General features: G+C 39.2%; 16 protein-coding genes and 1 pseudogene. 5 read left to right on the top strand and 12 right to left on the bottom strand.

What is annotated here, in order from left to right:
- Positions 1-89: 89 nt before the first annotated feature.
- Positions 90-620, top strand: a pseudogene (locus tag OO774_RS06875) (transposase); the annotation flags it as partial.
- Between the two features lie 1,858 nt (positions 621-2,478).
- On the opposite strand, the gene OO774_RS06870 reads toward OO774_RS06875, so the two are convergent.
- The 4 genes from OO774_RS06870 to OO774_RS06855 form a co-directional block, all read right to left on the bottom strand.
- Positions 2,479-2,979: a hypothetical protein gene (locus OO774_RS06870; protein WP_264905765.1), complete on the bottom strand. Its 501-nt coding sequence runs from the start codon at positions 2,977-2,979 to the stop codon at positions 2,479-2,481.
- Between the two features lie 140 nt (positions 2,980-3,119).
- A complete protein-coding gene (locus OO774_RS06865; RefSeq protein ID WP_264905763.1) occupies positions 3,120-3,848 on the bottom strand; it encodes a hypothetical protein in 729 nt (242 codons plus the stop codon).
- Positions 3,849-3,859: 11 nt separating this feature from the next.
- Positions 3,860-4,507 (bottom strand): hypothetical protein, encoded by a 648-nt coding sequence (locus tag OO774_RS06860; protein WP_264905762.1) that lies wholly within the window; start codon positions 4,505-4,507, stop codon positions 3,860-3,862.
- A 284-nt stretch (positions 4,508-4,791) separates the two neighbouring features.
- The gene (locus OO774_RS06855) at positions 4,792-5,082 is read right to left on the bottom strand and encodes an AlpA family phage regulatory protein (RefSeq protein ID WP_264905760.1); all 291 of its coding nucleotides are present in this window, start codon (positions 5,080-5,082) and stop codon (positions 4,792-4,794) included.
- 752 nt (positions 5,083-5,834) lie between these two features.
- On the opposite strand from OO774_RS06855, the gene OO774_RS06850 reads away from it, so the two are divergent.
- The 4 genes from OO774_RS06850 to OO774_RS06835 all read left to right on the top strand — a co-directional run bounded on the left by OO774_RS06850 (position 5,835) and on the right by OO774_RS06835 (position 9,067).
- A complete protein-coding gene (locus tag OO774_RS06850; RefSeq protein WP_264905758.1) occupies positions 5,835-6,587 on the top strand; it encodes a chromosome partitioning protein ParA in 753 nt (250 codons plus the stop codon).
- 88 nt (positions 6,588-6,675) lie between these two features.
- Positions 6,676-8,181: a relaxase/mobilization nuclease domain-containing protein gene (locus OO774_RS06845; RefSeq protein ID WP_264905756.1), complete on the top strand. Its 1,506-nt coding sequence runs from the start codon at positions 6,676-6,678 to the stop codon at positions 8,179-8,181.
- A gap of 235 nt (positions 8,182-8,416) precedes the next feature.
- Complete coding sequence (locus OO774_RS06840; protein WP_014232259.1) at positions 8,417-8,695, top strand: hypothetical protein; 279 nt, start codon at positions 8,417-8,419, stop codon at positions 8,693-8,695.
- A gap of 117 nt (positions 8,696-8,812) precedes the next feature.
- Positions 8,813-9,067: a helix-turn-helix domain-containing protein gene (locus tag OO774_RS06835; protein ID WP_014232260.1), complete on the top strand. Its 255-nt coding sequence runs from the start codon at positions 8,813-8,815 to the stop codon at positions 9,065-9,067.
- A 273-nt stretch (positions 9,068-9,340) separates the two neighbouring features.
- On the opposite strand, the gene OO774_RS06830 is transcribed toward OO774_RS06835, so the two are convergent.
- From OO774_RS06830 to OO774_RS06795, 8 genes are all read right to left on the bottom strand, one after another.
- Positions 9,341-15,487, bottom strand: coding sequence for an ATP-binding protein (locus tag OO774_RS06830; RefSeq protein WP_264905754.1), 6,147 nt, complete (start codon positions 15,485-15,487; stop codon positions 9,341-9,343).
- Positions 15,488-15,573: 86 nt separating this feature from the next.
- Positions 15,574-16,449, bottom strand: a complete 876-nt coding sequence (locus OO774_RS06825) for a DUF5677 domain-containing protein (protein ID WP_031852475.1) — start codon at positions 16,447-16,449, stop codon at positions 15,574-15,576.
- 434 nt (positions 16,450-16,883) lie between these two features.
- Positions 16,884-18,413 carry a DUF4041 domain-containing protein gene (locus OO774_RS06820; protein WP_170827226.1) on the bottom strand — a complete coding sequence of 510 codons (1,530 nt, stop codon included), beginning with the start codon at positions 18,411-18,413 and terminating at the stop codon, positions 16,884-16,886.
- 409 nt (positions 18,414-18,822) lie between these two features.
- On the bottom strand, positions 18,823-19,263 hold the full coding sequence (locus OO774_RS06815) for a hypothetical protein (RefSeq protein WP_014232265.1): 441 nt from the start codon (positions 19,261-19,263) through the stop codon (positions 18,823-18,825).
- Between the two features lie 227 nt (positions 19,264-19,490).
- On the bottom strand, positions 19,491-19,751 hold the full coding sequence (locus OO774_RS06810) for a hypothetical protein (protein WP_041170353.1): 261 nt from the start codon (positions 19,749-19,751) through the stop codon (positions 19,491-19,493).
- A 56-nt stretch (positions 19,752-19,807) separates the two neighbouring features.
- A complete protein-coding gene (locus OO774_RS06805; RefSeq protein ID WP_264905749.1) occupies positions 19,808-20,140 on the bottom strand; it encodes a hypothetical protein in 333 nt (110 codons plus the stop codon).
- Positions 20,141-20,525: 385 nt separating this feature from the next.
- Positions 20,526-20,759, bottom strand: a complete 234-nt coding sequence (locus OO774_RS06800; protein ID WP_014232268.1) for a hypothetical protein — start codon at positions 20,757-20,759, stop codon at positions 20,526-20,528.
- A 28-nt stretch (positions 20,760-20,787) separates the two neighbouring features.
- Positions 20,788-23,406 (bottom strand): hypothetical protein, encoded by a 2,619-nt coding sequence (locus OO774_RS06795; RefSeq protein ID WP_264905745.1) that lies wholly within the window; start codon positions 23,404-23,406, stop codon positions 20,788-20,790.
- Between the last annotated feature and the right edge of the window lie 178 nt (positions 23,407-23,584).

Below are 23,584 nucleotides of genomic sequence, written 5' to 3'. Positions count from 1 at the left end.
TCTCGGTTGTACACTTAAACTTGCGTGCTGGTTTCGGTACTAAAGGACTGGCTGCATTGGTCACTTCGACACTCTATGAAAGCGATGTTCTGCCAGCAAACTTGGCCACAACCTTGTCAATACTAAGGTAGCAATACCGTAACCTGAAAGATGAATTAAGCAAGCTCCAGAAATCCATGAACTCTCCAACTCGGCAAATAGAACGTTGTAAAAGGTTCATGGTACTGGAAGGTGTGGGTGAAACAACAGCTTCCATGCTCTACGCTACTTTAGGTAACGGAACGCAATTTACCAATGGACGGCAAGCTTCAGCGTTTGTTGTGCTAACACCGAAACAATACAGTTCAGACGGTAAAGTGATGATGCTGGGCATAGATAAATTTGGCGGTGTCAATTTGCCTCCGTTCAATGCTATACCTTGGTGCCATGGCATATATTTACCGACTGCCCGACTCGCAAAAAACCAGAAGCAGGCACGGCTTATCAAGATAGTCGATAGGGTTGACTTCAAAAGAGCCTGTATCGCCTTAGCAAACAAGACTATGAGGACTGCTTGGACAATGCTCCACTATGAAACAGAATATCAGCCAAAGCCATTACTATTTAGCTATATGAATTAACAGATTACAAATAATAATGTTCAATGGTTAGACCAGCCTACTGAGGCCCTAACTACTTCGTAATACTATTAAAAGCTTCTTTCGCGACAAGGACTGTAGGTGCGCATACATCAAAGGTTAGAGGATAGCTCCTTCAATAAGAAACCGAATATACAACCGCATCTTATCCATTGCACATTTTTGTCTTGTAAAACCCGTGGATTCCATATACGAAGTAGGTTGCGGCCTAGTGGGATGGTCTGCTCCTCCCTCTGATATCTATACTCAGCAAGGAAAGCCAAAACCAAGGAGAGCACCCATGTTAAACTTAGAGGTATATATCTACGGTATCGACTTAGGAAAAAACAGGTTTCTCATTGTCGCTATGGATCGCCAAGTGATCCAGTCATCGGTCCTATTGTTGCTGCTGGATTAATTGCCGCTGTTGGTTCTGGTACACAATTTAAACGAGGCAGAGATATGTCGTCATAGTTAGGTTGGGTTCCCAGACAATACTCAACTGAGGGAAGAGTAACCTCGGTGGTATCAGCCAAAAGGGGGGAACGTCTATCTGCGACGACAGGTGATACAAGGAGCTAAGGCAGTAAAGATACACATGAAGCGAGACAAGTCAGCACTTGGCCAATGGATAGCAAAACTCGAAGCGACACATTGCTATCATGTTGTTCTTACTGCTTTAGCTTACAAGATCGTGAGGATTTGCTGGAAGGTTTTGTATCTCGTCAGGAATATCGGCCTTATCCCGCCTTAGGTTCGTCATAACCGCGTTAACATAACGACTTTTTCCATAGATTTTGCGAGAAACGAGCTGATGACAGAAACGTTAAACCCACGATGTTGAAGCCTGGCTAAAAAGCAGTTTGTTATGACTGTGCGCTTTATTAGGACAACACCGTGCGGATCCCATCAAGGCTAGAGCACAAGACAGTTCACAAACAGGCCGGATACATTGATGCAAACGCCTTCTTACAATGATCTTTAACTTGCAAAACTGAGCAGACCATACATTTTTTTACTATTCCTAGCTCTTCGGCTTGCTCTGCGAGTTGTCTTTTCAACTTAGCAATCTCAGCAGCCATTTATGCTTCACGCTTGCTATTGTAAGATGTATTATTGACCTTCCAACGCCATGTATAGATTTGGGAGGGTGAGAGGTTTAGTTACTTTCCTGCGGTCGATACTCCAACACGTTCTGTTAACTTTAATGCTTCTGTTTTGAATTCTGCCGTATGAACGATACTCTTTTTCTTGTTACTCATGTTTACCTCACTAGTTGATTATAATTCACTTAGTAAGGTGTCCAAAGCTATTAGTTCAGATCAATTCAACGCCATCCCAAACAGGACTACGAACTCATTAAAGAGAACCCTTTTTCACATTTTGTGGCTGACTCCATTTTGCTCCATCATGAACGTGTCGATGGTCAGGGCTACCCTGAAGGGTTAGACAACAGCGCAGCCTCCAAACAGGTCAAACTGGTTTCTCTTTGTGACGCGCTTAATGCGATGCCCAACCAACGCCCTTATCGCGATCATATGAGTAAAGAGAGCATTAGACATCCTTCAAACACATTTGGGGACACAATTTGATACAGAATTAGGTTCGACTTTCATCCACTTAGGAAGGGGCAGTCAATTTTATCATATTATATTGCACTCAGACGAGAGGATCCCGTTACAACATTATCCAGTGTGCGGCCCCACCATTGAAATATTGATCACTTCATCGACATCACCATCGGCCACTTACCATTAGCGAGCTAGGCGGGTTGCGTATTGCTTGGCAATTTGATCTAATTACAGAGGTAAGCAACCTCTAAATATTATGGGGGTTGCTTTCCAACTGTTGAGCTGGAAAATTAATAAACACTCATTGCTATATCTACCCAGTACGAGTATTGCTCATCTGAACCAAATTCATTTGGGGAGATATGACGGTCAATCTCCTGTCCATTCTGGAAAACTAGGAAACCACAATCGCAGCCAAAAGCATGCTGGTCAGCAAACCTTACCTTAAATCTGATTTTATGGTACATCTTTGATAATGCAATAAATATTGGGTACGGAGTAGTATTCGCAGTAAAAAATGTAATTCTTCCGTAAACATATTCACCTCTGTCTTCGAGGCAACATTGGCTATCCCATGCATTCCACTTTGTTCCCCAATTTTGAAGATTCCAATCCACATTACCATGAATAATACTGCTCTCTCCTTCAAAAGAATTTGATTTCAAATAGTTGGAAAGTAGCTTATTAAAATCCATATCACTACTTTCATTCCTGATCGAATCGTGAATAGAACTAGCATAGCATTTATCTTTAGTATGAAACTCGATGATATTATAAATATGGTTAGGCATGATCTTACTCCTGTTTTCTTTAAAAAATAACAAATATTCGTTTACATTAATTTAACTGACATTTTGCTTTTCAGATTATTTAATCGACAAAACCCTTTTAAGATATAAATACACAACGCGGACTTCTTTATTCAATCGTCTTACATTTGGTGCAAAACCATTTTCTGGACAGCTGAAACAAATGCCTCAAAACTAGGATATTGTTTGAGAGGTGCTTTTAACGTGCTTTCTACTACTTCGAAATGTGGACTGACACGACAGACAAACTTTAATGCATGCCTAACCAGATCTTTATTATTGAAGTTATTCAGTCGATAAACACCATCTTGATGATGTGTGAACTGAGATGAGGTTAACAAGTTCTCATGGCATGCACCTATCAATCGAGTATTGGATGACTTCGTTAAAAAGTATTCAAACCCTGATAACAACGTGACGTTCTGAAGGGTGAAACATGCATCAATACTTTCCGATAGGAATAGTAAGGTTTGTTTTGATAGAGAGATTAATTGAAAGGCGTCAAATAGCCCCAGGCCTAAAGCGTCATTCAATTTTCTGTCAATTAATATTGCTTTTAAACTCTCTCGTCGATACGTGGACTGCGCTGCCAAAAACTGCTCTACGATACACTTGTTTCTCTCAAACCTTTGCCAAACTACATCACAAAAACTTGGTACGTCCCCCTCGTCAATCGAGGGTAAACGAACAAGGGTAACCCCTAACGTTGCCGCATATTGTGATATGTCATACAAGACAAATGCGGTTGCGGCATTCCATGGGGTGTTTGGCAACAAAACAACGTTATTATAAAGAATAGCATTGTTGAGTATGGCTTCAGTGTCATCAAGATGCGGTAGAAACCATTTCATATCACTTACCTTCAGATAGCTTTAAAGTGGTAATGAGGCTCTTTCTCAGCAAAATGGGTGAGCACTTTCTCCGCCACCTCAATGCGAAACACTGTCCCAGATTTGGCTTGAGTCACCCAATTTTTCTTACTACCACAGCTTTTGAAGCCGCCCGCTACGACACCTACCCCCTCTTCGACTCTTGCTCCTGAATCACGCCCAAATGCGCGTGCGATTGGGTAGCCAAGGCAACAAAGTGTCCCCTTTTCTTCGTACACATCGTAGTCATCATTAATCGTAACTTCGACAGGCACTAGATGAGAATTGAAAACACAAGCCAGCTCATCAACCTTTTCTTCGATAAGGCCACTAAACACCCAACACTCACTGGACTTATCCCATTGCCCACCAAGAGCGCGGCATTTATCAATGAGATAGGTATTGTAAGTACTGGTTAAAGTAATAAAACCAGACTCATTTTGTTCCTCAACCGAGGATTTAAGTTTGAATATTAGGTCGGTTCCATACTTTGAACGAACGGAGATGTCTTCGACATCCAGCAGTTGCGTACCGATTGAGAGATTCTGAGATAGTTCATCGATTAAGATTCTGCACTTGTAGCCGTCAAGCGATGCAGCAAAATACTTTCGATTTTTCTTTAAGACGTTAAACTCTTTCATGTTTCCTCCGAAGTAATAATGAGTGACAACGTAATAACTTTTATTGATGGCTTTCAGCCACTTATCTTGTTTTTATCGTTATTATTTTTGCTGTTATATTATTATTCAGAGCTTTCAAAGAGCAGAGCGATTTGGAAGCCTTATCAAGCTAGCTTAGCCTGTACTTTAATGTCAAGAGTTTTTTTATCCTCCTCGGCTTGAGCGCAAAAGTCGTTGCGAATCTTGCAATTACCACTGAAGTTGAGCAAGCTCTGTGCAACGTATGCACAGAACTAACAGATAAATTAGTTAAAGTTCATGTACTCCAATAAAGGATTCGCTTGCTTTAGCGCTTGTCGCTGCGCGAGAAGCTCAGCGACCACACGCTTTTTATCTTCTCCCAAAGCGCATGCAATAAGAAACGCATCGACTTCATGCGACATGAATCCCACAGCCTTGGGACCCAGTTGTACTGCGGGCGGAAATGTGCCATCGTTTATACGTCTGTGAAGCGTGGCTTGGGATAAACCAACGCGTTTTAATACATCGACTTTCTTTTCTATTTTCAGTTGATTAATTGAGTGTATAAGCGCCATTGGACGCCTCCGTTTATTCTTATTCTTATGACTACAAGAGCCGTTGCAAATATAATATTCGTATTTAGAAGTCAAAAGCAATCACTTTTTCGAATTTATTTTACGAAATGGAAATATACAAACTCTATATATTTAACAACGAACAAAATATACATATACCATATATTAAATATCACACAATATAATCAGTCGAAGTGATAAAAATAAAGACATGATAAGTACACCCTTTATTTATATTTGACTCCACCATCACGAACACACTTTATTCTGCTATTGTTTCTTAACTTAATCCATATAACATTTGTCCCAAAAACTACTTACTAACTATCAGTGATACGAAGTGAAAGCGGATGAAAGCGGCTGAGACGTAGTGAGAGTGCGGCGCAAATTCCTTGTCGCAAACGGCATTTTCGATGTTGTAACGCGCACTTTCCCTGTCGCATGCGACAAATTCCTTATCATATTCCTCTGTTGAACTCTGTATTATACAATAATATATTTCGCTTATTTTAAATAAACACATTTAATATCATAAATTATATTGTTATAATCAAAACAAATAGAACAAAAACAGTAACAAGCGGATACTGCTCTTCCCCATTTGTTCCAAATGGTTCGTTTGTAGCTTTAGCCTCCCCTTCAGTCGGTTGCGCTAACATGCTTCGCAGTTATCGCTAAGTCGCACGCTGTTGCTTACTAGATAAATAAGATAATAAAAATAAAATAATAATAATAAAAAGAGAAATAATAAAATGAACTTATCATTAAAAGAAGAATTAAATAACACAATAAGAGAAATAGTAATCGAAACTAAAAGAGAAAATAAAGATAAACTAAGAGCGCTTATTGAGAAAACAGATTACAGCTTAGAAGAATTACAAGTTGTTGTACCTTCCCTACTTCCGCAATTTTCAAGCACATCTAAAATTACGCTAAGTTCTCATGCGCGTTTTTGTAATTGCATTGTAAAAAGTATTTACGCTAAAAATAATGCAGATAGCTTTAACGATGATGTTGTTACTGAATCACTTCGCATCCTGGACGCTGTAGAAAACGGCTTCAAAGAAGAGCGTAAAAAAACTAAAGACTTATACAATATTGCATTAAAAACACACATAACTGTAGAGCAGTACAAATGTTTCATAACCAGCAAGAAAAGTCACAACTATCGCTCTAACGCTGCTTTTCTTAGAGATGTAGCCTTGAACCAAGTAGAACCACGTCCGAACAATGACGAAGATTATTTGAAGTACTTTAAAGAAACCAAAGAGCTATCAAAATCACTTCAGGTGCTTGCAGAAGACATTGAAGATGCTGGCAGCGCTAAGATAGTTAAACTAAGCAAATGCATTAAAGAACTTAAGGAAAGCATTGATACTACGCGCAAGCTAGCAATAGACTCTCATTCATCAGCAACAGCTAAAGTACTAGCTTTAAAATACTTATCTTCGCGTCAATTGGATGAGCTATGCAAACAAAAGATACTAGAAGAAGCTGAATTATAAAGCCTGAATTCCCTCCTTAAATATAAGGAGGGCTTATCTACATTACTTATTACTTTCTCACTCACAATAATAATAAAGAGACAATAAAATGATATTTACAGAATTAGAATGCACAAGAAGTCAACAGACAGCCAAAGACGCACAGAACCTCATCGAGTACGGCGCTAAACAAAAAGACGCAGATAACCTGATTAAATACGGTGCAGGTAAAACAAAACATGCTCCTGCATCGGAGGGTCACTCATTCTTCATCTGTGCTAACGAAATCGAATCCATTCCAGTTAGTATGGGTGAGCTGGCTACAGGTGCGGACTGGCACGATGCTATCACTGAACTGCAAAGCAGCTATAAGCACAACCCGACAGTCAAGCACCCTTTCCGCCACTTTGTCATCTCTATAGACGAAGGAGAGTACCTCACAGACAAGCAGTGGCGTAAAACAGTAAGAAAGACTATGAATCACCTAGGTTACGAAAACGCACGCTACATCGCGTTTAGACACGCAGATACTGATTCACAGCACGTACACATAACAGCATCAACACAAGACCTAGAAACAAACAAAGTCATCAGCAATTGGATGGCTGTTGAAGCTGCACAAGAAATCATGCGTGAACAAGAAAAGGAATTCGGTTTAAGACAACTAGAAAACTCATCAGAGATACTAGCAAGGGGCGAAGCGGTCGTTTCTGACAAGTACTCTCACTCAGTCAAGCTGATGGTAAGACGCTTAGTTGAATCAAGCATCAAAGAGCTACCAGCGCTAGTGCAAGCTAGGGCAAACATGCTAAAGAAACTGGACGTAAACGATGAGCACACCACTCAAGCGAGCTTAGCTCTTTATCAAATTGCGCTACTAAGAAATGGCGTCGAAATAATACTTAAAGAAGACAGAAGCAACGAAAAGTTCGTTGGGATTGTGTACAGATACAATGACTTCATCATACCCGCTTCTAAGCTCAGAAGCGGTAACAAGTTCACCCTCGGCGGCTTGATAAAATCTGGTGTTCTGAAAAGTGATGCAAACATTATAAGTAGCTATGACGAATCACAAGTCGAAAATTATGACCTTAGAGAAATGTTTGAATCGCAGAAAGATTTTGCAGAGCAAAGATTTGAAACAGTAAGAAGAGATGCTGAAACACATGCTGACAAAGTAAAGAAGCAAGCCGAGGAATGGGATAAGCACATGCTTAACTGCTTCATTATCTCATGTAGAAAGCAATATCAAAAAGAGGTAGAGGATGCTATCGACTTTTGGCTTTATCATGGAAAACGCATCAACAAACGCGACAAAGCTTTCGTTTACGCAATTTACGAACAAGAGAAAGGCATATACTCAGCATCTAAAACGCTAAGTAAATTCTTCTATCATCTGCTTCTAATCTTGTTTGAACTAAGCAAGCAGAACCACTGGGAATTGAAAGCAACCCCTGTTGCGACACATGAAGATCAGGAGCTAGTAATTAACCAAGCCATTGAACAAATAGAAAAAGCTTATGAAAACGAAGGTATTTTTACTGACAACAAAAAGCGGAATAGAAGACGTAACATCAAGAAGAAATCAAAAGATATCGCTGAAAATACATATTAATTAACTGATAACGTTACAGTTCCTACAAAAGCAGAAAAAATCCCCTCTACCGCGATTTCAAAAAACAAAAGTGACAAGATGCTTTACATTATTGTCCGAGGCCCTGAGTTAATAAATGATAGCAACAACGCGACACATGTAACATTAATAAAGCTACCGAGCACTGCCCTCTCCGCGATCTATAAAACACCTCATTGCCAAATATGGCACTGAAGAAGCGCAAGAGCTACATCAAGTGCTATACAGAATAAAGACGAGACTAGATGCCGCCAAGTTCCCAGCGGTCTTGTTCAATGACTATGTGTTCAGCCCTGACGATAGCAACAAATTACAAGCTATAAAAGGAAAAAGAAAAGCAATTTCATCAGTCTCTGATGCATCGAGCATAAAAAGATTTACACCACACGCAAGTACTTTAACGCCTTTCGATTACAAGCCCAAACCGAAAAAAGCAGGAGAAGATGCCCAAAAGCTAATTGCATACTTAGCGAAAGCAGAAGCAAACATAAACTAGAACCAACAGCCCAATCGGGGCTGTTTTCTTATTCTCACACGCTAAAGTTGCCTTTTACCCTTGACCGAGGGTAAAACCGTATTTACCCTCCATAAAGGGTAAATACGAGGAATTGTTATGTTGATAACATCACCAAGGCAGTTAGCAATACATCTGCGTGACGAAAGAAAACACAAGAATCTGTCGCAAGCAAAAGTTGCCGACCCCGTTGGTCTTAAACAGGACACCATTTCTAAGTTTGAGGTTAATCCTGAAACTACAAGGATTCAGACGCTATTTCGCATCTTATCTTCGCTAAACCTTGAAATGCATATTGTTCAGAAAGGCGAAAGCATCTACTCGAAAGTTGATGATGGCGAAGAGAAATGGTGAGTCAAGTCATTCCCACGCATGGGAATCCACCGAAGTCACATGCTTAACGAAATCGAGTGCTGCTGGTTTGCCGAGATCGGCGCTGGCACACCTCTGGACAAAAGCAGGTTAGTATTATTGCTCTAAAATATTTCGATCAGATTAGGAAAAGTATGCTAAAGCTAAAGGTTTCATCGTTTGATATAACAAAATCACTTCTGTCTATATAATTTAGTTAGGGGTAATAGCTACCCCTAGCACATATATGCAACAATGAACAAAATGCCAATGTAACTACCAATTAACCCTCTGTTGGATGGCGCTAGTTATAGGGTCATATGTACCTCGACCATAACTACGTATAACTGTGTTTACTTTTGTCGCTTCGCCAATAACTTCCCGAATTTTTTCAGTTGCCGAGTGTGAGGCGATGACAAGCCATCCATTTGAACAGATATCATCCATTTTAGGTGGTTGTCTAGAAATAGGACCATCTTTCCAATAGATGCTTTCAACCATTACATCGCCTTTCTCATTAATCCAGCGAAACAATCCTTCATCAGAAACAGACCAACCTAGATAAAAGCCAATAGCTGGATTTAACGCTAACCATTCAAGGCCACCATGATCAATGTAAGCACCTGTACCATAAATCACCAACGATGGTTCATCAGCAAAAGTTATTTTGGGGTAATCGCTTGCAGACCAATGCTTCATACTTGGGAAGAAAGCATAAGGTGAGGTAACTTCTACATCGTCATTCCATTCAGGATGACAGACTGTAGACATACGAACCTCCGTCGGCAAATCCCAATCTAACCAGCTCCAGGTTGTAAGCTCACCAATAATTTGTTTTCCAGTGTCTATACGATCAACAAATTGTGTAATACCTTGTTCAATACTTCCCAACCATTCATCGTGATTATGAGATACATCTCGATCTTTTGCTTTCGGAACAACAATGCACTCTGGTCTAATAGCGGGCTCAAGCCCCAATAACAATTCATCACTACGTTTGAAAATAGCTCGCAGAAGATCAACTCCTTGAGGAGGTATTCGCCCTGCATCCAATAACTCGCATACCGCATATGAGAGAGCTAGCTTAGCCACTTTTGGTCTCAGTCGATGATAGGTCAGCTTTAGTCCAACGCCTTCCAACCAGTTTCTATAAATTTCCTCAGCCTGCTTATTCCATTCACTCTCTGGAATCAAAGTTTTCATAAATTCACAAACTTTGTAGGCTAAATTCTCAAACGGTACGTTTGACATATCAGCCACAAGCCTCGCTTCAGTCATCAAAGGCCTAAGCAACTCAATCGGGTCATCAACATCAGGAAGTGTTTCTCCAGGACGGATAGCTGAAAAAGGAATAGCTTCCTTTTTATTACTTATTTCTGGTAACTCCAATCCGTATATCAAAGGTAACTTTGAGCGTTCATATGGAGGTAGCCGACCTTTTATTTCTAGCCTACTAGACAAATCCAAGGCAATCATCCTCACACTAAAGTCTTCCGACGCACAGAGTGAAGATATTTCCTGCTCAAATTGAAGAACAAACCCTTTGAAATCCTTTGCTAAGCTACTTAACAAAGATACTACTTTTACCTGTGCCAACCCAATTTTGTCTATTCTATGAGCTACTTGCCTAAGAATTTCTGGCCAATTTGCTTCAATTTTAGCCAAGTCAACGATTGCCTGATGAGCCATAACCCCTAATTCAGGAATAGCCACATCAAGCATATCGAATGCAAACTCAATGAGTAAACTAGCATCCTTCTTCTCGCCAATGTCATCTAACAGTGCCGGTGGTTTCTCAGCCCCTTGTTCAAAAGCGTCTAGCTGGTATGCATGTTCTTTGATTTCCTTCCAAATGGGCAGGATATCTTTATCCTCAAAGAGGATATCGACAATTTCTGGTAAGTTCCAAATTAAACTGCTTGGATACCTATATTCACCAATGTAATCATCAACTAAACAAGCGAGCGCTTTAGGGCGCCACTGTTTAGCATCAATTTCAACAAGGGTTCTAAATATCGACTGTCTAGAACCCCCATCCCAATGTAAATCCCAACCTTTAGCATCTGAGTTATCGAATAAACCTTCTAATAAACTGTTCGCTTTATCCACTTCACCATGTGAAGACAATGCGCCAGCAATACAAGAAACAACATTATTATCAGGCTTAAATGGCTTTAAGAGCTTATAGAGTTCCTCTAATTGAGGGGCATTCATACCTTTTAAAAAAGGTTGAATTAAGTTCATCCAGCGGAAATATTCAACGGATTTCACAGTTCGAAGAAGCTGAAAAAGGTTTTCAGGAGAATTTATTTTCAGTTGAGTCTCTTCTTCTGTAAGTTTTTCCCCTGTATTTAGTGTCAGAGAAGGTTCATGAGTAACATGCTTTTCCTGGGGAGTAGAAATCGCCATTGAGGCATAAAAACTATTGTCCAACCCCGCTTCCCTGACGCCAAGCGCTACCCCTTCTAACCACGAGTAACGATTTGAAGGCAATAAGTGTATATTGATAGATGCAATAAGCTTTTCTATCTCATCCGTCACCCTATCATCAGAGGATTGACAGGTCCGAGACACTAATTTTTTAGGCAGATCAGAAGGATTGTACTCTTCGAAAGGGAGAAGCAGCTTTCTCGTCATCACTGATATTTCTTTCAATGGCGGACTAGAGCCATCAAGCATTCCAGACATCAACCCTGTTAGGCCCGGAGCATAATCAAGCCCTTTATGATCGAATAACCACCTCAAGAGCTTTAAACCATATCCCGGATTCCAACGTGTGGTCATAGTGATGAGATCAAGTCCTGCTTCCTGCGTACCACGACCATTTCCCGACTGTTCCAAATCTACTAACGCCAAAGAAAATCGACATATTTCACCGTAGGCTAAATCAGGGTATTGACTGATCAACTTACCTAACCACAATACCCAGTGGGAAAATTGCCTGTCTTTTCTATGATATATTCCAAAAGAACCCTTGAAGATTTTTGGTAACAGGCTAGCCGCTCGATCTGGTTTACCAATCTTTGACCACATTATAGAAAGTTCGTAGTACTCAGACATTTTAGAGTGAATGTCGTCAAAATCGGGGATCTCTTTTTCGATTTGATCCAGTACGTCAACTAAACCATCCCTGCTATATCCTTCCTTATACAAAGTGAAAGCAATCTCTCTGCGCCAGCCAGTCGGCCAATACCGTTTATCCCAATCTTTTCTATACGCATCGGCTAAAGCCAAAATACAATCATGTCCATGCTGAGCAGCAGCCCTTATTGCGAAGTTAAAGTAATCAACAGCGGCTGATTCGAACTCATACCACCCAATCCAATCCCTTGTTTGATCATAAGGCTTTCGTAACAATTCAAATGATGGCTTTATCTCCTGAACAATAAAACTTGGTAGCAGCTTCTCTCCAGCCCAACCCCGTCCCCAAATGCTTGAAAACCTCACTAAAGCACGTTCAAATAAGACGTTTCCTGTATACTTTTTTTCGCTTTCATTTGGAACCACCTTAACAGGATCAATATCTTGCCCTAGGGCTGCTCGTAGTCTGTTAAGACGAATTCTATCTGCGAATGGACTTAGGTTCTTCCATTGGCCATGAACACCATATTTATAAAGTTTTGGCTGTTCAAAATTTTCAAACCATTCTTTAGCTTTTTCTATATTTCCATTGGATCTGTAATCCAGTTCAGCAACCAACAACTTTTCTGAAAAATCCAAGTCATTATTTTCAGACCAATCAATGACAGCCTCGAATGCGGTGTCTATCAAAGCCAATGGATATTGGTTAATGCATATGGAGACACATAAATCTATAAGACTATCAAAGTGCTTCCTTTTTTCTGACAAGAAATAGAAAATCTCAGTTATTTTTTCTTCGTCTTTTGTTTCATAGATACCATTGACCAACCGTCTCATTAAGCGAGCATGTAGGTCTTCATCATTTCCACTCCATGATCCCACACCATCAACTTCACACTTCGTTTGGTGTATAGTTGAGACAAGGTCGCCTAGCGGCATGAAATAATGAGCTACATCAGCCCATCGTTTCAAATCTTCAGCTCCCCCATGATGCGGATCAATAGCGTCTCCACCTGACAAGTAACTTAGCGGCTCAGCAGATTCAAAGACCCTTTTAGCTTCATTAAAGAATTTGTTCTCCGCTAGAACTTTAGAAAATTTGAGTGCTTCTGAATCACTTACCCTTAGCAGCTCACCATCGAATATGTAACTAAGCGCTGAACTTACTCCCTCCGATGAAAATAAGAGAGCAAGTATATCAACCTCATTAAGGGCGTCTCTTCGCTCTCTAAGCTCACTTTCAATTAAGAGACATCTAACTACGGCAAGCGGATCATTCAGCTCCTTAGCCGACAATAGAACAGCGTCAATATCATCTGTTAAACTCGAAGTATTCCGAAGATTAAAGAACTGGTCTCTAAAGTAACTTTGAGTCCCTGTATCAATTACAGCTTGCATCTGCCGAGCATTAAAAAGGTGGTAAACCGCCTCCCATCGCATTGGATCATTATCCTCAGACGATTGAATACAGTGTTTAGCTAATACCTTGTGATATTCAATATTTTTTGAATCATCAAAATTACCAAATAGGTTTCGGCACGTTTTATCTAAAATAAACTGTCGAAAACTGTTATGAAAAAAGCGCCAACTTACATCACTATCCTTCTTGAAATAGTGGGCTGCACTTGAAATAAAAGCGCGAATAGTTGAATGATCAGACCATTTCTCAAGCACGTGAGTATTTATTGGCACTCTCAATCTTGACAATAACGCAAGCAAGTCAACAAGCTTCTGATTACTCTCTATTTGTCGCCAATAAACTGAATAGCTTTGCTCAATATGCCCTTGGTAAAGAGGAAATTCATCAATAGCTTCATCATAACTCCTACCCGATCCGCCAGTAATAAACTGCAGCAAATAAACCAAAGATAGTGGGTGCCCTAATGACTTTTCAAAAATTTTCTTCTTATTATCATCTGTTAGGTCGGAACAGCCTGGCCATTCGTTTATGGCTGCATAGACATTTGTCCGAGTAAGAGGAGAGATAACAATGGTTCGACTTCCATGGCTGACATGCTCCTTTATCGTATCAGAAAGATCGTTCAACTCTAGCGTTTGACTACCTAGAACAAATATCACTCCATCAGGCACGGTGTTCGGGAGAGGCAAATCTGACAACAAACTCTGTAATGGGTTTTGTTCTCGCTGAATATGATCTAACCCATCAACCATTATGATGGTGGTTACGCCATCATTTTTCCATTTGTCATGGGCTTGTTGAAGCTGCTCTCCTAACAATGATAGGTACTCTTCTCTTGAGCCTGGCTGCCCGGAACTTTCACCACGAAAGCCGTGATTTCTTAGCGATAATGTGATGTCATGAAGAAAAGTAGTCGCTTCACCACGCCCTTGGTAGGTGCTATCGGGTACATATGCGTAATATCTAACTAGTTTATATCCTGCTTTATACTTTAAAGTATGAGTAAGCGTTGTTGACTTTCCTGAGCCAGGGCTTCCAAGCAATGCGACATAGCCCTGCTTGGTTTGTGATAACACATCAGATATAGAACCAACAGTTTCTTCAATTTCTTGATAAGTTCGATCGATAGGAAATTCATGAACAAACTTATGCTTAAACCTATGACTCCACGCCAACCTATCTAACATATCATCTTTGGACAGCTCAATAATTCGACGTTCACCTCCCGCCATTTTCGTCAAAAGGTTATATATCTTTTCAATATCTTTTTGCTTTCTTGCTTGTCCTTGATTAGTTATAGGGATATCTGCTGGTCGCTTATAGTTGAATTTAAGCTCACAGTTGCGAATGAAATTCAAAAATTGGTCATCATTAAATTTTGACCGTTTCTGTAGATCCAACAGTGCCTTTTGCCAGCACACGGATACTGTATCTAAGCCTGTTTCACACCATCGTCTATCGAACCAGCATTCTTTTAAGAAAGATTGAAAGTGAGCATGTCGAGGAGCCGTGTCGCCTAAAGGAATTTGAGCTTTAGAGCTTGAACTAGGTACTGATTTATGAAGCAAATGAACTTTTACAATTCTATCTTTATTATTTGTACTTAAGTGCTTCCACCCCTCTGAAAGTTGCCTGAAAAGGCTCAGCTTCTCATCTCCCTGCTTTGTCGAACTATCCCTTACAAAATCTGCATAGCTAATTGTTCCAGTGTATTCCGCCCACTTCACCTGATACGCATCAAGCTTACCAGTAGTCGCAATCAGTATATCATCTAAGCTTCCAGCATCAGGATCGGCGACTCGAAACCATTCAAGACTTCCATCAAGCAAAGCTTCATATATTAAGCCTGCTGCTATTTCATACTGCGGAACATACCCCAGCATTGCAGTACGTTCACCATCACCTGAATTAATACTAGACACGATAAAAATGATTCCTTAAAAACAGTGTTACACATTGAGAGAAACGCCTTAAGCAGCCTGAGGGGTAGAACTCTTTAGCTTAGAGGCTAGCAATTTGAGCCGTCATACTTCTGATCAAATATCATAAATACTCTATTGTTAACTCTTTCAATCCAGTCGAGAATATTAGTCATATTCTCGTCTTCACAATCGATCCGTCTCAACCATAGCCTGTATGACTCATTGCAAAACTTGAGTGTGGGACAGATATATCTTATATCGGCAGGATGATAAAAAGGGTATACAGAGAATGTTTTGTCCTCATTCTTTTGAAGACACCAGTCCATAGACTCGTTCCAAGAACCGTGAATAGACTCAGACATCATCCCGTAAGTGTATTTATAAAGATCCTCGTATGAAATTTCCTTAAATATGTCGAAAAAGTTCTTACCTTGAAGCTTCCATCGATTTGTCTTCTGTACCTTGAAGTCCTCTTCCGTGAAACCTTCCAAGTCCATTTTTTCTTGAACTGACTTAAGAAGGCGTTTTCCCGCCTTGGTCTCAAAAAATCGAGAGCCTTCTTTTAACTCACGAAGTATTCTCAACCTGTCTTTGTAAGAGCACTTTCTGTAGTCCTCAATTACTTCCGGTTCACTTAATAATAAGTATTCGGCAGTTACTGCTGCTTCGATTAACGGCCTTTCTAAAATACTTATAATTTCTGCATTATCCTGTTCGTAGTAGAATACAACTTCCTTGAGTAGCTTCCAGATCCTCGTTAGTAATCCCAAAATAGGAGCATCTTCTAAGTTGAAGCCAGTAGGATTACGTTCAATGTTTCGAACCCTAGTAATGCAATCATAAATCTCGGCCACATCCTTTACGAAAGTACCCGTAAATCTATTTATGTCTTCTAATGTTCTAAAACTTTCTCCAACATACACTTCGTCGTATCGACTGATGATTTTTTCTATTTCGTCCAAGCGAAGTTGCTCCTGTTTGGTTATGTTCTCTCAATGCAGCGGTTACATTAGATGCGTCAGTAAAAGTTGGTCAAATAGCGGGTTAGCCAAATGAGAGTGAGCAACAAGGTAAGAAGGAATGGCGCAAAGGAATGCTTACCGTGTTCGGCTCTAACGCAGTTCTTATCGATGAAGCGTTAACTTCAATGACACCCTGACAGATTAACTCCTGTGAATCGCAACCTACCATCTAGACAGATGCAGGCTTACATTATTATTCAATCATAACCATATTGAATCATTAGAAAAAGTAGGTCAATTAATGACAAAAAAATTAGTCCTGAGTCATAGGCTAGAACGTTTTGGGGCATAATCGTGCCAGATTGAAGATGCTGTCACCAAGTGGGACATTTCAAATTACTGTATGCCCCTTTCAGTAAAATCTATAAGGCGCTCTACAAGACATCAGCAAATTTGGGGAGAACACTGGAAGACGATAACTCTTCTCCTTCTAACTTTCCTTCTCTTGCTAGGCGCTGTTTGTTCATCGCTTGTGTTTCGTAATAGTCCTGTGCAATCGCTGTTTCAATGAACTCCACAGACTGATCGGTAAAGTCACTTACCGCATGTTTGATCTCTTCCAGCGAGACACTGAAAAACTCTTTACGGCGATTAATCATATTCAATCGGTGAGTATCAAACTTATCGTGAAGCTTCTTCTCTAGAGTTGGAGCATCATCAGTATGAATCATTGCATGTACATCAAAGGTAAACGGTACTGAAGCATCTCCAAGCTCTTTCACTCTATCCATTGGTTCTAATCGACGGGTCATGCCTATCTTGTAGACATTTTCCCCAAACGATCCAATGTTAGAAATAACATAAACATGACCTTGCTTAGTTTGCTCCGCCATTGATTGAGCGCGTTGGTGCTTGCGCTCTGCTTCCTCTAAGTTTGCCTGTAACTGTGCAATCTGTTTTTCTAGTTCTGATTTCATTTCGTCGCTAGCTTTTTCAAGCTCTTTTCTCGCAGCATCCAAAGCTTTGTGATAACGTTTTTCTTCTTTTATAGCCTCCGCTTCTGCTTTTTTTATCTCTGCCTCTATTCTTGCTTCTTCACGCATTTGTGCTTTGATTTCCGCCTGTTCTTCTTTCTCGCGTTGTTTCTTTTCACGATATTCGTAAGTCAATTGGAGTTCTTTTAACTTTTCTTTGAGATAACGCTCTGTAATAGATATAGCATTCGGTTCATTTAGCTGATTGATTGCGGCGAACGCTTTCTTTATACGTTCTTCCATCTTTGTAACGTTTTTCCACGTACAGTTGGCAATAGCGGCCTCACATTCGTTATTGAAGGCTCTTGCGGTGAGACGAATACTCTTGTTGGTCATTCTCTTGCCTTCGCTTCGAGAACCGTCGACAGTCCATTCACGGTAGCAGTGTATCGCTCCACTGGAAGACTTCTCTCTCAACAAGGTTTTCTGGCACTCTTTGCATTTCTTGATCTCTTCTTTGAATGTTTCAGATGCATCAAAATCGAATTTTGGCTCATAGAATCCGAGTTCGATAAGCTCAATATCTTCGCTGAATATGGCGATTTGCTTAGTTAAAGAGTCATAAGTTATTTTCTTACTTTTGTAGTCGACCTGAAGTTCACTGATCTGCTCTTCAACAGATTGACGTTTCGTAATTGCCTCGTCTCTCTTGGATTCGATTTCGCGTAAGGCTTGACGCGCTTTTTCTTCTATCTCATTCTTGTCAATTTTCAGCTGATCCTTGATTTGTTCGCACTCAGCTTCAATATCAAATATCTGAGAGTATTTTTCTTTATACTCTTCGATTGTTGTTGCTGCCTCTGATAATTGAGTTTCTGTAACTGCCAGTTTCTGACTCAGCTTTGAAGACTTTCTTACCCAAAAAAGCCCGACAACAAGCAAGATTACTATAGCTCCTATTAGCATGTAAGTTAGTGAAATTTGTTCCATTTACCGCCCCTACCGTCTCATTAAATATGAAACTGATAAGATAACTAATATCTACTCTCGTGTAACCAAGCAAATGTCACAATAGAAATATTTGTGTGCGGAAAATGTGAGTCAATCATCCTGACTTCATGTGCCAACATGCTTCTAGGCTTTCTATTAATATTTGTATGGAAAAGCCAGATGAGCAGGAGTTGAATGAATTCCTACTCTAACTGAAACTGGGGCATTTTCGTGTTTCATGCCCCATCAGAAAGCCTCTAGACAAACCTGAGTTTAGCCATTTTTCTAATTTAGTAACTCATGAATTACTAGTTTTCTGTCTATTAAAAATTCAATTAGTTTTTCCATGTTTTTAATTCTCTTTTTATTATAGCTTTAAGTTTGAGTGCTTTCTCACTTCTTATTTTTATTAGCGCATGAATTTTTCATTGTGCTTCTTTGCCAAGTACTCATCAGTTTTGTTGAGCAGGTACTTTTTAAAAGCTATGTTCATATTTTTCTCTTTCATGTACTCATTAAAATCATGCATGATTTTTGGTGCGTGTCTGCTTAAACCACCCATCAGTAATCTGTCAGTATTTTTAGGACAGCTAAATGGCTCTCTATAGTCATCTCTCACTGCATTCACAGAAGCAACAGCTAATATTTCACCCGTCTTTAATGACCTCACTTTTATATCTATATTTCTGTTCGAACCGCCCCATACATGAACTTTTCCAACGTCCATCTCTACTTTAAACTTGTCGTCAAAAGTATTAGTTAATACTTCAATTCTATCTAGCTGAGCTTGCTGTTGCGCTTGTAATTCAACTTGTTGTTTGTAAAGTAAATCTATTGCTTCGTAAACCATAACCTAAACCTTTTTGTTATTATTTTATTTATTCATTTTATATTATAAGAGTTTATTTTGTAATCTTAAATATAAGCAACCAAATAAAATATATTATTTTAATTTAATTTGTGCTTTTATTTTAACTTATACATAAAATAAAGATTTTGTCAGATTGCCTGCTTTGATGATTATAAAATTCGAGAAAACGAAAAAGCCCCGATGGGGATTTTGGCTTAAGTTTTGTGTTACTGGTTTTTTCTTGCTATATCTCGAAGCTCTCTAATTTTTTTCTGATCATCAGTAACGATGATTTCAAGAAGTTCGAGAACTTTAACTTGTAGTTTACTGCATTTCTTACCCGCAAATGCTTGCTGAACAGTGTTCCTAGACAGTCCAGTCAGTTTCATCATACTGCTGACAGGGTTGATGACTGAGTTGTTGTATCCATGTCTTTCTTTGAACAGACACTTGTCTGAAAATTCAATTGCTTCGTGAGTGTGTTGCATGTTGTGCCTTATTATTATTCTTTTATTAAAGCCCCTGTGAGGGGCTTCTTGGAGGGTTATGAACAGTAGCACCCGACCCGTTCATTAATCAAATCATGCTGCATGTCTCTTGCTTTGTCGATGAAGCTGCAATCAGTTAGTTCAAACTTCTCGTCCAACTCGTGAATATCGATGAACTCGTTTAGAACTAGCTCACATACATCTTCGTCACCAAACACTAACAGTTCGAAGAATTTTCTGACGGAACCGCTTTCTCCTTCCATGAAATCGACATCCCACTCGCTTGGCAGAAGCTTTTCTCTTTGAGCAGCAACAGCTTTAGACATAAGAGATAGAAGTAGTTCTTTTTCGCTTTCAACTTTGATTTCTGTTTCTTTGAAATTTTTCATTTTTATTTCCCATTTTCGTTATTAATTTTTGGTGTTTAAGCATTCTCCCTCACTATATGATTATATTATAATTTCAAATAGAAAATTATAATATATCGCATTTTTAATGATTGTTTTTATTTTACTTAAAATAATGCACTAAGAAGACAAAAAGGGGAAGTGGCGATTTGATGTCAATCATCATTTTTTAATTCACTTAAACTCATGCAACTAAAATAGATAATTTATTTAAGATAAAAAATTCCCCGACGAGTAGTGATAAGGTCAGGTCAGAAAAAGACCCCAGTTGTTACTGGGGTTGATAAGATAACTATAAACAAGAAAACTTAATTGCTTGTCTATGATTATATAGTAAAACCAAGACATTGTAAGGTTATTTTGAGAATTATTTATCCGAACATGCTATTTTCATTTGCAGATAGAATAAAGCTTGAGTTCCGCTGTCTTTAAAACCATGTCTAATTATTTTCTGCGCGTTGCGCGGAGTACAATAGAGCAACTTGCTGAGCATTGTTGTAGATGCTCTGTCACGATAAACCATGCCCTCATCGATCATTATTTTTGATACGTCCTCCCCCGTCAACAGGGGAGTTTTCATTAGTTCGTTTACTTTTCTCATTTTATTAATTCCTATTTTTATTATTATTTTATTTATATAGATCTACTAGTACTTCTTCGTATTGCTCAAGACTTTTGAACTCGCTTGACTGTTCTTTCTCAAGCAAACCCAGCGCTTTCAGAGAAGGTACTGCAAGTGGATGTAAACAGTGCTTGTAACGCTTATTGTTAGTACTTCCAAAGCGAGGGCTGTCTATACCGAGCGCTTTAAGCAAAGCTCTCAAGCGCTTTTCAGCAGTGGCTTTATCATTAGCTTTTACTTTTGATTCAGTGATTCGCATCTTGTCTTTCTGAGAAAATGCTTTATTGAACTTAGCTTTGTTAGCATGAAGATAGCTGTACACTTCAACTGCATCAGCGATTACAAACTCTGTCGTTAAATCTAGTTCGATTTCATTACCTTCAACATCAATGATATTGCCCTTCAATGCATCTATAAAGATTTGCATTGCTTCTGCGATATTCTTTTGCTTTATAGTTTGTTTAACATCATGCTTCGCTTTGACAGTAACCTTGTCAGCAATGATTTCGGCAACTTTAACTGCATGGTCTTTCTTGAATTTCTCAGCGAACTTAACTGCTTTGATATCTACATTTTTAACATCAATAGCTAACTTATCAGCAACCTTCTTCTTTTCTACTGACATTGTAGTTTCTTCAGATTTGCAGGTGCTTTGTTCTAATCTCTTAGCAGCTTCACTGTCAATGCAATCAGCACTAGCAATTGCTTCTTGACGAAATTTCTTTCTGCCTTTTTTGACAGAGTCCTGCTCTTTCTTGATCGATGCCTTTTTATCCTCACTGTAACGAACAGGATCTTGATGATTAAAACCAAGGTTTTCTAGAGTCAGCGTTAGAGATAAAGCTAAATCACTTAGCAATACATCTCTTCTTTTCGCAAACTCAGCCTCTAGCCTTTCTTCAAGTGTTACTGCATCTTCTAAATAATTCGAAAATCCGAACGACGGTTTTCTGCCTGTATCAAGAGCAAAAATGATGTTGGTTGCTGTGCGTAGTCTTCTGCTTATTTGTACTAGGGGCATCGGAAGCAAGATGCCATGACATAGAACAATAACAGTGTTGCAGTAGTTAGCAGTTATGTTGAATCCTTCGCGCACACACGGGGTTACGATCACTGTTTTGTATTTCACAATTTCAGCGCTTGGATTTTTAAGAAATGCCTTCTGCTCAGGCTGCCCCTTGTTGTCAGCATGAACTAAAAGAATTCTCGCTTTTAGCGCCGCCTTTTCATCAACGAAACCAGATTTCTTTACGTACCCAGAATCTTTCAACATGTTGATGGCTTCCCTTTTATTATCTGAAGCAATAAACATGTTTTCGTTATCATCAATTAGCTTTTTCTCAATTAGACGTGCTTCCATCATGTCGATGTCATCGATTTGTGTTGTGATTGATGAATATGGATTTTGCTGACAAGTGCCTGCTGACTTAATGAACGGTCTTGCCAGTTCTACAAGTTGTAATGCAGATTCAGAACCTTTGCTTGTTTTTGCATGCGAAGGAGGAGTCGGCTCACTGTAGTTTAAATCGTAAGCGTTGACCTTTTTACCAAATGATCTGAGAAAACGCAGTGAAATGGCATCGCTAGCATCTGCGTCCATCGCAACGACTCTGGCTTGCTTCTTTTCGAAAAGTTCAGTTAAGCGCGCACGAATAGTTTCTTTTTGCTTCTGGTTCAAAAACTCAACTTCAGCACTATTACTTTCTTCAAATAGCGCTTGAATGTTTTTCTCACACTCGTCAAAGATGAAGTAGCCGCAATTTTTAACGAATTCGAAAACATGATCTTTTAGAAGAGAGTGCATAGTGCAGCTAAAGTGATCAGCTTGTTCGAATGCAGAGATGCTCTTTTCGCTGTGAGCGACAACTGTCTTAGCTTTTTTAGGTGCGTACTGTTCAGCAACACTTCTTAGTGTTGTTATAGAACAGCTCTTCACTTGTTTGTTGTACGCGAGCCGACACAGCTTTTGTGCGTAAGTGGTTTTGTTAGCACCAGTCTGGGCTTTGATTAACTCGATAGTATCAACGCGTTCATTCGCACGATTGAACACCTTCACGTACATCTCTTCTTTTGAAGAAAGCTTGGTTGAGTAGTTAAGATTTGTTGTTGAGTTAACCACATTGCGAATCGTAGAAATTGATGCATTAAGTTTTTTTTCTGCGATTTGTAATGGAACATCAGCAATGGAAGAAAGCATAGATATTGCTTCATCAACTGAAGCATGAACAGGAACTAGAGAACGAACAGCATTAGCAAGAATGCTAAGGTTTTTGTCAGTTGAGAATTCATCGTAGAAATCTGCAAGAAGATGAACATCAGATAAAATACCATCTTCTTTTCTTTTTATAATCCTGTTGCTGTTTACATCTTTGATCTCAACTTTATTATACATACATGTTTCAACAACACTATGCACATTCATCATTGAAAAATCAAAAGCAACTAAAGCAACCTTTAACTTGGCTGATTTCATCGTAGCTACTGTTGATGATAAGCACTCTGAGCTTGTACTGACCAGCTTGTGATTTGTGTTTTTTATAATGCTGTCTACAGCATCTTGATTTGCATTATCTGTCACTATAATAGTAACGATAGTATCATCATTATTTTTTAATGGAATGTACATATTAAGCCTTTGTATATTTATAATTATCTTTATTTTTATAATTTAGCACGAACAAAGTTCGCATTACAACAAGGTTATAATACTATTTGATTTTTTATATTTAGTGAAAACCATGTGGGTAATATTATTTTCCTCAAAGCTTTTAATATATTTATATCTCGCATTAGTTTTTTATATT

Origin of the sequence: Vibrio sp. STUT-A11 (assembly GCF_026000435.1) — a bacterium.
Classification (GTDB): Bacteria; Pseudomonadota; Gammaproteobacteria; order Enterobacterales; family Vibrionaceae; genus Vibrio.
Note: the sequence above shows the minus strand (reverse complement) of the source record. Positions and strands in the feature narration are given on the sequence as shown.